General features: G+C 56.9%; 11 protein-coding genes. 6 read left to right on the plus strand and 5 right to left on the minus strand.

From position 1 onward, the window contains the following. The first annotated feature begins 8 nt into the window (after nucleotides 1-8). The 3 genes from EH31_RS08705 (at nucleotide 9) to EH31_RS08715 (ending at nucleotide 3,539) form a co-directional block, all read left to right on the plus strand. Entirely contained in the window at nucleotides 9-923 is a 915-nt protein-coding gene (locus tag EH31_RS08705; RefSeq protein ID WP_034959760.1) for a sulfite exporter TauE/SafE family protein, read from the plus strand. Further along, entirely contained in the window at nucleotides 920-1,696 is a 777-nt protein-coding gene (locus EH31_RS08710; RefSeq protein ID WP_034959762.1) for a TIGR02186 family protein, read from the plus strand. The genes EH31_RS08705 and EH31_RS08710 overlap by 4 nt, the downstream gene beginning before the upstream one ends. 163 nt (nucleotides 1,697-1,859) lie before the next feature. Continuing rightward, the gene (locus EH31_RS08715) at nucleotides 1,860-3,539 is read left to right on the plus strand and encodes an ATP-binding protein (RefSeq protein WP_034959763.1); all 1,680 of its coding nucleotides are present in this window, start codon (nucleotides 1,860-1,862) and stop codon (nucleotides 3,537-3,539) included. A gap of 10 nt (nucleotides 3,540-3,549) precedes the next feature. On the opposite strand, the gene EH31_RS16890 is transcribed toward EH31_RS08715, so the two are convergent. The 5 genes from EH31_RS16890 to EH31_RS08740 all read right to left on the minus strand — a co-directional run bounded on the left by EH31_RS16890 (nucleotide 3,550) and on the right by EH31_RS08740 (nucleotide 10,966). Then, nucleotides 3,550-5,316 (minus strand): toll/interleukin-1 receptor domain-containing protein, encoded by a 1,767-nt coding sequence (locus tag EH31_RS16890; RefSeq protein WP_152553518.1) that lies wholly within the window; start codon nucleotides 5,314-5,316, stop codon nucleotides 3,550-3,552. A gap of 24 nt (nucleotides 5,317-5,340) precedes the next feature. Continuing rightward, nucleotides 5,341-6,090, minus strand: coding sequence for a 7-carboxy-7-deazaguanine synthase QueE (locus EH31_RS08725; protein WP_034960123.1), 750 nt, complete (start codon nucleotides 6,088-6,090; stop codon nucleotides 5,341-5,343). A 200-nt stretch (nucleotides 6,091-6,290) separates the two neighbouring features. Then, on the minus strand, nucleotides 6,291-7,106 hold the full coding sequence (locus EH31_RS08730) for a M90 family metallopeptidase (protein ID WP_034959764.1): 816 nt from the start codon (nucleotides 7,104-7,106) through the stop codon (nucleotides 6,291-6,293). 159 nt (nucleotides 7,107-7,265) lie between these two features. Then, nucleotides 7,266-10,178, minus strand: coding sequence for a valine--tRNA ligase (locus EH31_RS08735; protein ID WP_034959765.1), 2,913 nt, complete (start codon nucleotides 10,176-10,178; stop codon nucleotides 7,266-7,268). Nucleotides 10,179-10,273: 95 nt separating this feature from the next. Next, a complete protein-coding gene (locus EH31_RS08740) occupies nucleotides 10,274-10,966 on the minus strand; it encodes an enoyl-CoA hydratase/isomerase family protein (RefSeq protein ID WP_034959766.1) in 693 nt (230 codons plus the stop codon). A gap of 113 nt (nucleotides 10,967-11,079) precedes the next feature. On the opposite strand from EH31_RS08740, the gene EH31_RS08745 reads away from it, so the two are divergent. From EH31_RS08745 to EH31_RS08755, 3 genes are read left to right on the plus strand one after another with little or no spacing between them, the layout of a single operon-like run. Then, on the plus strand, nucleotides 11,080-12,192 hold the full coding sequence (locus tag EH31_RS08745) for an ABC transporter permease (RefSeq protein WP_034959767.1): 1,113 nt from the start codon (nucleotides 11,080-11,082) through the stop codon (nucleotides 12,190-12,192). A gap of 3 nt (nucleotides 12,193-12,195) precedes the next feature. Further along, a complete protein-coding gene (locus EH31_RS08750; RefSeq protein ID WP_034959768.1) occupies nucleotides 12,196-13,008 on the plus strand; it encodes an ABC transporter ATP-binding protein in 813 nt (270 codons plus the stop codon). A 44-nt stretch (nucleotides 13,009-13,052) separates the two neighbouring features. Further along, nucleotides 13,053-14,000, plus strand: a complete 948-nt coding sequence (locus tag EH31_RS08755; protein WP_034959770.1) for an MlaD family protein — start codon at nucleotides 13,053-13,055, stop codon at nucleotides 13,998-14,000. The last annotated feature ends 9 nt before the right edge of the window (nucleotides 14,001-14,009 follow it).

A 14,009-nucleotide genomic window follows, 5' to 3' on the forward strand; every position in this document is an offset into this window, starting at 1 on the left:
GCTTGAGAATGGATGTATACCTGCCCATTGCGAATCTCTCGGTGAATGGCCTGTTCATCGTATGCCTGGGATTTCTGACCGGAATTTTGTCCGGCCTTTTTGGTGTGGGCGGCGGGTTCCTGACAACGCCATTGCTTATCTTTTACGGCATCCCGCCAACGGTCGCCGCAGCATCGGCCGCCACTCAGGTAACCGGAGCCAGCATTTCTGGTGTGATCGCTCATGGAAGGCGAAAGGGTGTCGACTACCGAATGGGCGCGGTCATGGTCGGAGGAGGGATAATCGGAGCCCTGTTTGGCGCAGCGCTTTTCAGACTGCTTCAAGCCCTTGGTCAGATCGATGTGGTCATCAACATCCTTTATGTTGTCATGCTCGGCTCTATCGGCACCTTGATGATGCGAGAAGCGTTTGAGTCGCTTTCTGCATCCAAGGGACAAAAAGACGCAGCACCCCGGAAAAGGCGCCACCATCCTCTTGTCGCAGGCCTCCCCTTCCGCACGCGGTTTTATGCCTCGGGCCTTTATATCTCACCCATTGCACCGCTCGTTTTGGGAGTGATTGTGGGTGTTTTGACCATGCTCATGGGAGTTGGCGGAGGCTTTATCCTGGTGCCTGCAATGCTCTATATCCTGGGGATGAGCGGCAATGTGGTGGTTGGCACATCGCTCTTTCAAATCCTGTTTGTGACGATGGTCACGACAATGACCCACGCCCTTACAACGAAGGCGGTGGACATCATTCTGGCCGGTTTGCTCCTCCTTGGTTCTGTTATGGGCGCACAGTTCGGTACGCAGATCGCGCTTAAAGCCCGGCCAGAGGTTTTGCGCATTGTGCTGGCAGCGATTGTGATCGCGGTTGCATTGCGGATGCTGTATGGACTGGGCGTACAACCTGACGAGATTTACACGGTCAGCCCGCTATGACCGCCCGGACACGATCCATTCTGTCGGCCATTTCCCTGCTTGTGGCGGCGCCATTTCTTATGGGTCAGTCAGAGCCTGTCCTTGTCCCAGAGGTCAGCCAGTCACGGATCGAAGTGCGCCAGGGTTTTACCGGGGCAAACCTCCTCCTTTATGGTGCTGTGATCGACCCACGAGGGCCGGCGAACACGCGCGACTATGATATTGCGGTGGTTCTAAAAGGCCCCGCTGAACCCATCCGCCTAAGAGAGAAAGAGCGCATGGCTGGCATTTGGATGAATGCAGGCGCGAATGATTTTCGCTCTGCACCGTCCTTTTTCGCTGTCGCTTCTTCCAAGCCGATCCCCGAAATAGTCGACCCCAGAACGGCTGCAATTTATGAATTGGGGACCGAGTTCATTCAGCTAAGTCCAACTGGGCAAATCGAACCTGAAGAACAAGCCCGTTACGCAAGCGGCCTTGTCGAAATGCGAGAGCGATTGGGCCTTTACAAGCAGAACCCACAAGGCGTCCGGATCAGTGAGGGCGTCCTTTATCAAGCGCGCATCACCTTGCCTTCCAATGTGACCACCGGCCAATACACCGCAGAAACATTTGCGATCGCCAATGGGCGAGTGGTTGCCAGCGCCACCGCCGACATTGAGGTGGTAAAAGTGGGCCTCGAAGGCAGCGTCGTTTACGCATCTCAGCAATGGGCTTTGTTTTACGGCCTTGGGGCGATTGCCCTTTCGCTTGGGATGGGCTGGATCGCCGGGCAAGCCTTCTCCAAGCTTTAACTCGCAAATCAATAGTTTCGCGGTGTGCATTTCGCCTTCTTAAAGGCGTGCGCGTTGACGCGATTTTAACTCTGATCGCGCATTGTAGCCTCAAGAGAAACCGCCAAGCAGAAGTGCGCCAGAGATTTGGGTGCGGTGCTTAAGCTTACACAAGGAAACGCGCATGAACGCGATGGGGAATCAAGGTTTTGAGGCAGTCAATCAAGCGTCAAACCCGCTTGAGCGCGAAGGCGCATCTCAGGATAATGGCAGATTGCCAATCGGCATAGTCCTCGAAATCTCGGGCGCTGGATCGCAAATTGCGCTTGATCTCCAACGCCTTAATGATTGCATGGAGGATGAGGATCGCTCTATCGCTTTGGCGGGCCAGGTGGGCAGCCAGATCAAGATCAGGGTAGGCGATGCGTGGCTTCTCGCCAACGTTCGTGACCAACGCAAGGACAGGCGCGCGGAAAACGGCATCATTGCTCATATCGACTTTCTGGGCGAAGGTTCGGAAGAACGGCTGACCGGGCGTATTCACGGGTTCAAGCGCGGTGTGACGCGTTACCCTGTTCCCGGCGCAATGGTGTATCCTGCGACCACCAAAGACCTCGAACAAATCTATGCCAGCGATGGCCGCGCCAATATCACCATTGGCACAGTGTTCCCGACAAGAGATATTCGGGCAGGGCTATATATCGACGCGATGTTGGGCAAACACTTCGCGCTTCTTGGATCAACGGGTACGGGTAAATCGACCAGCGCCGCACTCATCCTTCACCGGATTTGCGAGCATGCGCCCGAGGGTCACATTGTGATGATCGACCCTCACGGCGAATATTCCGCAGCTTTCCGTCAGACGGGTAAGATCCTCGATGTATCGAATCTGCAAATGCCATACTGGCTGATGAATTTCGAAGAGCATTGCGAAGTGCTCCTGACCAGCGATGGCAATGAACGCCAGGTCGATATGGACATTCTTGCCAAGTGTCTGCTCCATGCGCGCAGCAAGAACCGCCTTGCAGAATCCATGGGCAAGATCACCGTGGATTCGCCCATTCCCTATCTCTTGTCCGACCTCTCGACCAAACTTCAGGACGAGATGGGCAAGCTTGATAAGGCAACATCTTCCGCGCCTTACATGCGGATCAAGGGCAAGCTTGACGAGCTCAAAGCCGATCCGCGCTATCAATTCATGTTCTCAGGCATGCTTGTGGGTGACACGATGACCCACTTCATTTCCAAGGTTTTCCGTATGCCCGGCGAGGGCAAGCCGATTTCGATCATCGATGTGTCAGGCGTGCCTTCCGATATCACATCCACTGTTGTTGCCGTGCTTTCGCGTCTGGTCTTTGATTTTGCGATCTGGGGCAGGGAAGAGAACACTCGTCCCATTCTGCTCGTTTGCGAAGAAGCGCACCGTTACGTGCCCAACGAGAAGAACTCGGACGGTTCCTCTGTTGGTTCGATCCTTAGCCGGATTGCCAAGGAGGGCCGTAAGTACGGGATCAGCCTTGGCCTCATCACTCAGCGTCCTTCCGACCTTGCCGAAGGCGTGCTCTCCCAGTGCGGCACGATCATTTCGATGCGTCTCAACAACGACCGCGACCAAGCCTTTGTCCGCTCCGCCATGCCAGAAGGCTCACGCGGGTTCCTCGATTCCATTCCAGCCTTGCGTAACCGCGAATGTATCGTTTGCGGCGAGGGTGTTGCCATCCCGATCCGTGTGACCTTCGACAATCTCGAAGAACACAAACGCCCTGCGTCTGAAGACCCCAGCTTTAGCGAGCTGTGGAACCGTGGCGGCGGCGAAGAGGAACTGGTCGAACGCACAGTCTTGCGCTGGCGTTCGCAAGGGTAACCCCTCTTCGTTATCGCATCAGCGAGCTCAAATTCCCCACCTCGCGCCATCCCTTGCTGGATGGGTCATAGCTGACATTGTAAAAGCGTTGCAGCCCGCCAGCATCGCCGGTGTTTTGGCCTGTGGAGTTGAAGAAGATCCGCCCCGTGACGCCATTGAAGCTGCGCGAGCGTAGAACTGCGACAAGCGCATCGGCGGTGATTTCGCCTTCGATCTCGCTTGCGGCCTGTTTGACGATTACGCCTGAATCGAACGCCACAGCCTCAAGCCGCCATCGTGGCGAAATCGGGCCAAAAAGGCTTTCGAACTGAGCGATCTCTTCGGGCTTCTCGCCAGTGTATGACGCGCTTTCAAAAACGTCGGTCATATCGATCAGCCGGTCAGTCTGCAGCGCCGTCATTTCCAACAAAGCCTTCACATGATGGCTGTTATTCCAACTTGCGAGGATGGCCTTGCGTTCCGGTTGGTCCATACGAAACTGGCCCTGCGCCAGGTCCTTGAAGTCGTTGCTCAGCCCCATAATCACGATCAGCCTGTTCTCATCAAGGATCGCCTTTTCTTCGGTGGTGGAGAAGGCATCATTGATCTGGCCTCTGGTAAAGGTGCGGGTGGTTACCTTGCCATCAGACTGCCAATTGCTAAGCGTGGCCTCGCCAAGCTCTTGCGTCACACGGTCAAAGAACAATTCGCCGTAGGTTTTCGCATCGCTGCCGGGCACCGTTTCAATCATGAACGTAACACCAATCCCTTGCGCGATGGCACGGTTGGCGAGCTCCTTAAACTGCCTTGCCCGTTCATCGACGCCCGATCCCACGCGGAAGATCGGCAAATCGCTGTCCCTCCATCCAAGGTCGGCGCGGCTTCCCGCTGTGGTCAGGACAATAGCCGGTCGTTGGCCGCTTTCCTTGATCACTTCGAGCACTTGCGGAGTGAATTCGGTGATGGACGGCCCAACAATTGCCACAACATTTCGTTCTGCCAGGAAAGCGCGAAGGTCTTCGATGACTTTGGGGGCATCGCGCTCTTTCATAGCGCTGATTGGCGCGTCCAAGTCCTGCACCATCAAGGCGGGGAAGCCATCGAGCGAGGCCTTCAACCCGTTGCTTTGTTGAATGCCAAAGCTTTCATTGGGATAGATGCCAAGGACAATCGCCTTGTCTTCGGGAACCCCGGCAAGCCGACCATTGCTGCTTGCGCCACCAATGCCGCCCAGTTGGATTGCGAGCAAACCAGCGATAAGAACCACCAAAGCGCCAGCGACCATGCCAATTGGCCGTTTCCAAAAGGGCGTATCTGTCTTTGCATCCTTCGTTGGGGCTTGCCCTTGAGCAGCTGATGAAAGGCCAAAGGCGGCCATTTCTTGCGCCCCTGCTTCCACCCCGTCGCCTTCGCCTGCGATTGTGCGGATGCTTTCGAGGAATACTGGCCAGTTCTTACTCTTGGTGGGATCCGCGCTTGAATCCTGCAATTCAGCGGCTTGGATGCGCCTGAACCCGCGCGGGATTATGATCTCGTCAATGAGTGCCGGGACCAGCTTGTTTTCGACAACGCCGTCTTCAGCTTCTTCCTTGACCCAATTGCTTTTGACAGACGTGTTCGACCACACGACCACAATCGCTTTGGATTGCTTGATGTGTTTATCGATCACATTGTCAAATTCTTCGCCAGCGCGAAGATCGCGGTCCCACCAGACCGAATAGCCTTCGGCCTCGAGCGCCTTAGCCATGAAGTTTACGCGTTCACGGTCCTGCCGCGAATAGGAAATGAATATGTCCACCGTTGTTACCCCCCGAGCCGCATCCTAGGTCCCCCGTGTGTCGCCGTAAAGATGGATGTGCATCCGATCCGACATACGATATCCCTTTTCGAGACACAGTGTAGAAAGCCACATTTGCCGGTCTCTTAATGTAATGGAATCAACGCCTTCCGCCATCAGGAACAGGCGGTCTTTTGGGATCCGGTATTCGCGTTGCAGCGCGTCCACTTCGTCCACGTCGTCGGGGGTGGCCACCACGAATTTGAAGAAGGCCCTTGGATCACTTGCGTAAAAGTCGATTCGTTCAGGGATCAGCGCAAGTTCACCTGCATTGCCCGAATGGGAAAGCTTGGGGCTCACGTTGTATTGATCGACCCGGATATCGACGTGCGCGGATGGACGCACGGTGCCATTGGTTTCGATCTCAACCTCAATATCAGGCAAGATAGCGAGCATATCGGCCAATGGCCCGCACTGCATCAAGGGTTCGCCCCCTGTAATGACCAGCCGCTTTTGCCCCAGCGCCGCCACCTTCGCAGCTGCCTTTTCGGGCGAAAGCTTCACCTGATTGGCGGCTTTTTCATAGGCCACGCCGTCGCGGTGGGGGCGGTTGTCTCCCCCCTGTTCATTGGCAAAACGCCAGGTGTAGGCGGTGTCGCACCATATGCAGGCAAGATTGCAGCGCGACAGGCGGATAAAGGCGACCGGCTTGCCCATGCTGGGCCCTTCGCCCTGAAGCGATGCGAAGATTTCAGCGCCGCCAGCATCATCCGTTGCAAGAACAAGGTCAGCCACGATCAAGTCCCCGTATTTCAACAATTTTCAGGCAGTTTTGACACACTTGACACACTGTCCAGGGTCTAAAATCCATTCGATCAATAAGCTGTGCTTTAATCGACTGAAGCGATTGAAGGGTGGAGGTGAGTATTCGGTTCATTCCGCCCCTATGCCACGCCTTGCCGTGGTAGGAAATCGCCTCAATTTGTGCCTCCACTTCAGGACCACTTCGCCGGATCAAGCGCGAGGAGCTGCGAGAACTGCGCATAAAGCGCTGGCTCGTGCGTTTGCAGCGCGTGGGGCCTTTCGAAAAATGTGACGATGCCTTCTGCAAAAAACTCTTGGTGATTGGTGGCGCCGTATGGGTCGATCAGTGTTGGCTCGCCGCGTTCCACTTTCGCTACATGGGCATCGTAGGCATCAAGCATTGCCGCCTCCCACCCGTCATAGGCTTGGCCTTTGCGCAAGATCGGGATGCCGTTGGTATCGCCGGTCAGGCTGTCCAATTGATGGGCGAATTCATGGATGACGACGTTTTCACCATCATGTGCGCGAAGCCCGCCATAAAGCGCATCGTTCCATGAAAGCACGACCGGCCCGCGCTCCCAGCTTTCGCCCAGAGTTCCGTGGCGGTGTTCGTGCACAAGCCCTTGATCGTGCCACCCGCGCCCGGTGTCAAAGACGGCGGGGTAAAGGAGGACATTGCGGATCGTGTCGTACCACAGCGGGCTATTGACGATGAGAAGACAGGCTTGGGCTGCGATTGAAAGCTCCATCGCTTCAGTGACTTCGACGCCGTTTTTGCCTCTGAAAGTGACTTGGTCGAGGAACAGGTTGATCTTACCCTCATGCGCGGCGCGCAAATCCTTGGGCAGGAGCGTGACCAACGGCACCAGCTGCTCGACGACATGGCGCTGCTTGGGCGAGAGGGGGCTTGCCAGAAGGCGCGCGCGGTTTCGGCGCTTCGCCAGGTGGCGATAGACGAGGGCGGCTGCGATAAGCAGTGGGATAGCAAGGATAAGCCAGGGCGACATACCGGTTAGGTAAGGTCGCCTATGCGGTTTTGTAGATGTGCGCACATTTCAACACGTCATGCCAGCGGAGTCGCAGACGGCCGGAGGCCAACCTGGCATCTCGGGCAATTCTGCAATGCCGCCTGAGACCCCGGCTTTCGCTGGGGTGACGTGCAGATTTTACCCCAACCGCTCAAGCGCCGCTGTCAGCCGTTCGACCTCGCCCTGGTGATGGGCGAAATCGGCTTTGGCTTTCTCGACCGCTTCAGGCTTGGCGCGTTCGACGAAATTAGCGTTGGAGAGCCTTCCTTCGAGCGATTTCGCTTCCTTTTGGGAGGCTGCAAGGGCCTTTTCGAGGCGGGCTTTTTCCTCCGCGATGTCGATGATGCCTTCCAGCGGGATCACGAAGATATCGCCCCCCCCTGAACCGGCTTGCGCCGTCACCTGCATTGCGGGGCCTGAAGGAGCCTCACCGACCGTCACAGGCGTTAAGCGCGCAAGCCGCTCAATCGCGGCGCTGGAGCGTTCGATTGTGCTTTTGGCAAGATCGCTAGCCTGCGGCACGAAGGCCGCGAGTTTCGCACCCGGCGAAATGCCAAGCTCGTTCTTTGCGCTGCGCAGATTGGTGGTGAGGTCGATCACCCAGTCAATCGCGTCGGTCGCCTCTTTGGAGGTTTCCCCGCGCGGGTTCGGCCACTTGGCGGTGATGAGGTCGTAGGAGCGGTCACCTTGTGCGTGCCAAAGCTCTTCGGTGATGAAGGGCATGAAGGGGTGGAGCATGACCAAGATCTGGTCGAGCGCCCAACCGGCAACTTCGCGGGTTTCCTTGGCGGGGAGGGCATCGGGGTCAGATCCTTCCGCAAACACCGGCTTAATCAGTTCAAGATACCAATCGCAGAACTTTGACCATGTGAACTGATAGATCGCATTGGCGGCGGCGTCGAAGCGCAGGTCTTCCATGGCGCTCTCGATCTCAGCGCACACAGCCTGGACTTCGCCGATGATCCATTGATTGGCGGCAAGGCGCGCTTGGGGTGCCTTTACGGTCGTTGATTTGCCGATGCCGTTGGATTGGCAAAAACGCGTGGCGTTCCAGAGCTTTGTGGCAAAGTTGCGGTATCCCTCGACGCGGCGTTCATCCATTTTGATGTCGCGGCCCTGGCTTTCCATCGCGGCCATGAAGAAGCGCAGCGCGTCCGCGCCGTATTGGTCGATCAGGCCCAGCGGATCGACAACATTGCCTTTGGATTTGCTCATCTTCGCGCCGTCTGCTGCGCGCACAAGGCCATGGAGATAGAGCTTAGGCCATGGAGCCTCGCCCATATTGTAATTGCCCATCATCATCATCCGCGCATCCCAGAAGAACAGGATGTCAAAGCCGGAGATGAGGAGCGAATTGGGGAAGTGTTTTTCAAGCAGCGAGGGCGCGTCTTCGGGCCAGCCCAGCGTGGCGAATGGCCAGAGCGCGCTGGAGAACCACGTGTCGAGCACGTCGGGGTCGCGCGTTAGAGTTACGCCAGTTTCGGCACCCTCAGGCCGATGCTGTGCGACGATTTTGCCGTCTTCCACAAGGCTGATGACAACATCACCAGGATAGTATTTCTGAGCTTGAGTAAGCACTTCCTCAAGCGACACACCGACAAAGGGTTTGGTGGGGTAATCGACCTGCACGGTGGCCAAGTCGGGGAGAACTTCGAATGTCGCGCCGGAAGGCAGCCCATCCTCTTTCAAGACCGGACCAAACCAAGCAGGAATACGGTGACCCCACCATAGCTGACGCGAGACGCACCACGGCTGAATGTTTTCCATCCAGTTGAAGAAGGTCTTCTCCCACGACTTGGGGACAATTTCGACCGTGCCATCGCGCACTTGCTCAAGCGGTTTTTCGGCCAATTTCGCCGCATCGACATACCATTGATCGGTCAGCCACGGCTCGATCACCACGCCGCCGCGATCGCCGAAAGGCGTCGCGATCTGGCGCGGTTCGGAATCCGAGACGATTTCCTCACCCTTTTTGTTCTTCGAAACCTGCGGAATGAGGCAATCGACGTCAGGGCGTTTTAGCCACTCAATCACCAACTCGCGCGCACCGTCAACGCCATCCCGCTTGAAACGGTGAAGGCCGATAAATTCGTCTGGCACCAAGCCATCGCTCGTCTGACAAACGTCGCCATTTCCATCGAGCATATTGAGCATTTGCGCAGCTTCGATCCCTGCGCGCTTGCCCACGTCAAAGTCGTTGAAGTCGTGCCCCGGCGTGATCTTCACAGCCCCCGAACCAAGTTCAGGGTCCGCGTGTTCATCCGCGACAATCCGAATGCGGCGACCCGTGATGGGGAGCACAACGTGATTGCCGACTACGCTGGCATACCGTTCGTCCGAGGGATGAACCGCGACCGCCATATCGGCGAGCATCGTCTCAGGCCTTGTGGTGGCAACTTCGATGTAATCACGCCCATCCGCCAATGTCACACCATCGGCCAGCGGGTACTTGAAATGCCAGAAACCGCCTGCAATCGTCTGCGTTTCCACTTCAAGGTCTGAAATCGCGGTCTTGAGCTTCGGGTCCCAATTCACCAGCCGCTTGTCGCGGTAGATTAGGCCGTCGTTGTAGAGGTTCACAAAGGTCTTGAGCACCGCCTTGGTAAAGTGCGGGTCCATCGTGAACTGTTCTCTGGACCAGTCCATCGAACAGCCCAGCCGGCGCAGCTGGTGCGTGATCTTGCCGCCTGATTCAGCCTTCCATTCCCAAACCTTGTCGATGAATTCTTCGCGTGAGTAATTGCTGCGTTTGTCCTGTTTCGCTTCCATCTGCCGCTCAACCACCATTTGGGTGGCGATCCCGGCGTGGTCTGTGCCCACGACCCACAAAGCGTCTTTCCCGCGCAGCCGCTCATAGCGGATCACAATATCCTGAAGCGTATTGTCGAGCGCGTGGCCAATATGCAGCGAGCCGGTCACATTGGGCGGAGGGTTCACAATGGTGAAAGCTTCCGCATCGGGGCGCTCAGGGCGAAAACCCCCGGTTTCTTCCCAGTGTTTGTACCAGCGCGTTTCAATGTCCGCAGGGTTAAAGGTGGTCGGTAGGCTCATCTATATATCGCTTCGCTATCGTTCGGGGGCCGCGCCTCCCGCTCTTTCCCCTTCCATGCCAAGGCATTGGGTGCAGTGCAACAACTGTGACAAATTCACCCCAAAAGCGCGTCGATTTCGGCATTGGCAGATGCGCGAAGTTGCCGTTTGCAATCGCGAAATGCGGGCTGAGCGGCGAGGCTTTCAGCGCGGGCAAGGGCGCTTTCGATAAGCGCATCTGCGGGCACCACTTCGTCCACCATCCCGGTAGCAACCGCCTCTTGCGGCCCGAACAATTGCGATGTGAGCGCCAGGCGCCTGCGCCATACAGGATCAAGCCAATGGTCGATAATCGCTTGGGGAACGGGCGGAAACGCAAGGCCAGCTTTCGCTTCGGGAAGGCCGATCTTATAATCGCCTTGGGCTGCAATTACCCAATCCGCGCACAAAGCGACAATGCCCCCTGCGCCAATCGTATGACCATTAAGCGCGCACACAAAGGCGCACGGCAGGCGATGGAGCTGAGCGCAAAATGTGTTCACAGCTGCTTTGGCACGCGCGGTGCCTTTTGCGTCAAGCGAGGCTGCAATTTTCACATCCATGCCGCGCGTGAAATTAGCACCAGCCCCGGTAAGGACAATCGCCGAGGTGTCAGGGGCGCTCCCTAAAGCTGCCAAACGCGCTGCCCCTGCCTCAAGCATCTGGGCAAACACCGCATTGTAAGGCGGGTTATCGAGCGTCACGAGATGCACGCTTCCGCTCGCGCCATTATGCGTCTCAATGCGAAAACAATCGCCCCCTTGTGTCATCGCATATCGCTCCTGAATTGTTGTATTTTTTCATCCCCACAGTGACCGTTTTGTATAACTCTTCAAGAGTTAGCTTGTGATGCGACCAAAATCCTCGCATATCTCGCGGCACGATGTTCGGGGTGGTCACTTACTGTTTGGAAGACAACGCGACTGGCGGGTCGCGGCTGGTGCTTGCTGGCCAAATGCTCGTTTCATCGGTGGGCCTGTTTGAAAAGGAAATCCGCACGCTCAGCGGGCAATTTTCCGAGATTGATATCAGCGGCATCGAAGAAATGGACACCACCGGCGCGTGGGTCGTCTCAAACCTTGCCGCGCAGCACGATTGCCCGATCACCGGAGCAAGCGAGAAGGCCAAACACCTTTTAGAAGCCGTGGCTGTTGCGGTTGGCGAAGGCGAACTTTCCCCGCCTGTGGTGCCGGTGTGGGAACGTGTCCCGCTCTCATTGGGCGAGAAGGTTTACGACGCGCGCGGCGGCATAATAGGGGTCGTCAGCTTCCTTGGCGCGGTTCTTATGAGTTTTGGCACGATGATCCGTCGCCCCTCGCGAATTCCGATGCGCGCGGTTGTGAAACAGATGGAGATGGTGGGGGTGTCTGCGCTTCCGATCATTGGCCTTATGAGCTTTCTCATCGGGATCGTGATCGCTCAGCAAGGCGCAGTGCAGCTTCAGCAATTTGGCGCAGAGACGCTCACTGTGAACCTTGTCGGGCGTATCACTTTGCGCGAATTGGGCGTCTTGATGACGGCAATCATGGTCGCAGGCCGTTCGGGAAGCGCGTTTGCGGCGCAAATCGGGACGATGAAGCTGACCGAAGAAGTGGACGCGATGCGCACCATTGGGCTCTCTCCAATTGAACGATTGGTCATCCCGCGCATTGTGGCTTGCACCTTTATGATGATCCTCTTGGGATTTTACTCCTCGATCGTCGGGATCATCGGCGGCGCGGTTATCGGGCAATTTGCGCTTGGCATTCCGTTCTTTACATTCCTTGAACGTATTCAAGAAGTTGTGCCCATTCACGACGTTTGGGTCGGCCTTGTCAAAGCGCCCGTTTTTGGCCTGATCGTGGCATTGGCGGGGTGTTATCACGGGATGCAGGTCAAAGGGAATTCGGAAGAGGTCGGCATCCGCACCACCATGGCCGTGGTCTCCGCGATCTTTGCGGTCATCGTGATCGACGCTTTCTTCGCGGTGTTCTTCACAGAAGTCGGGTGGGGGTAAGCCATGCCCTATACTGAACCCGAAGCGCCCCACGAACGCTTTTGTCCAGATCCGCCCATTGTGGTGAGCGGGCTTGTTAATCGGTTTGGCGATTTTACCGTCCACGATGGCCTTGATCTTGAGGTGCGGCGCGGCGAGATTATCGGCGTGGTTGGCGGGTCCGGCACAGGCAAATCGGTGCTGATGCGTTCGATCATTGGCCTTCAAAGACCAACCGCTGGCGATATTGATGTGCTGGGCCGCAGGATCACTGACACAGACCTTGATCAAAGGGTGGGTGTGCGGCGGCGCTGGGGCGTTTTGTTCCAGGGGGGCGCGCTGTTTTCAACCCTCACCGTGGGTGAAAACGTCGAGGTGCCGTTGAAGGAATTCTACCCCGAGATCAGCCCCAAACTGCGCCGTGAGATCGCGCGCTACAAGGTGCTGCTCTCTGGCCTGCCAGAAGAGGCGGTGCTCAAATATCCCAATGAATTATCGGGCGGGATGAAGAAACGCGCTGGCCTTGCGCGCGCTCTTGCGCTTGATCCTGAATTGTTGTTCCTTGATGAACCCACCGCCGGGCTTGACCCGATTGGCGCGGCAGCGTTTGACCGACAGACGCGCGATCTTAAGGAAACCTTGGGTCTTACGGTTTTTCTCATCACTCACGACCTCGACACTTTGTACGAGATTTGTGACCGGGTCGCGGTTTTGGCGGACAAGAAAGTGATCGCGGTCGGCACGATCCCCGAATTGCTGGAAACGCGCCATCCGTGGATCGATGAATATTTCAACGGGCCGCGTGGTCGGTCAGCTTTAGCGGCACGACGGGCTTGAGCGATATGGACAGGCGTGCTCACTTGAGCGCATAGGGAAGATACATGGAAACAAGAGCCAATCATCTCTGGGTAGGCGCGGTTACGCTGGGGCTGTTGATCGCGCTCGCGGCGTTTATCGTCTGGATTGCCCGCCTGAACCAGGGCGCGTCGAACGAATACGATATCTTTTACAAGCAATCGGTTGCCGGTCTCGCCAATGGCAGCCAGGTTTCCTACGCGGGCGTTCCGGTGGGTCAGGTGCGCGAAATTGCACTGTCGAGCGAGGACCCTGAATTTGTCCGCGTGCGGGTTCAAATCCGCGATGAAGTGCCGATCCTTGTGGGGACAGAAGCAACCATTCAGGCAAGCTTTACTGGTGTCTCTACCATCCTTCTGGATGGCGCGCGCAAGGATGCGCCCGCGATCAGTTGCGAGACAACCGCGTGCCCCGAAGGGCGCCCGGTGATCCCTCCGGGCCGGGGCGGTTTTGGTGAAATTGTCGCCAATGCGCCGCTCTTGCTGGAGCGTTTGGCGACCCTCACCGAACAGTTGAATATCATCTTGGGCCCTGAAAATCAGGAAGAGATATCGGGTATTCTCGCCAATTCCAACCGGCTGACGCGCGAACTTGCCAATGCAGCGCCGCAATTGGAAGGCACGATGGCAGAGCTACAGGTGACGATTAAAGAGGCGGGCGAAGCGCTTGATGCGTTTGAGAAAGTCACTCTTACCACCGACGAGCTTCTGGGTCAGGAAGGCCCGCAATTGGCTAAGGAATTGAGCGCGACGCTGGCTTCCGCCAACGAAGCGGCCGCTTCGCTTTCTGCGATGCTCGAAGATGCGCGGCCTGCGACAAGGGCGCTTAGTGAAACGACATTGCCAACGGTGGAGGCGACCTTGCAGGACCTTCGCACCACCAGCCGCTCTTTGCGCGCGATCACCGATCGGCTCGAGGCCGAAGGGGCAGGTTCGCTCCTGGGTGGTCGACCGCTTCCGGAATATGAACCTTAATGGCGGAGT

Origin of the sequence: Erythrobacter longus (assembly GCF_000715015.1) — a bacterium.
GTDB classification, from domain to species: domain Bacteria; phylum Pseudomonadota; class Alphaproteobacteria; order Sphingomonadales; family Sphingomonadaceae; genus Erythrobacter; species Erythrobacter longus.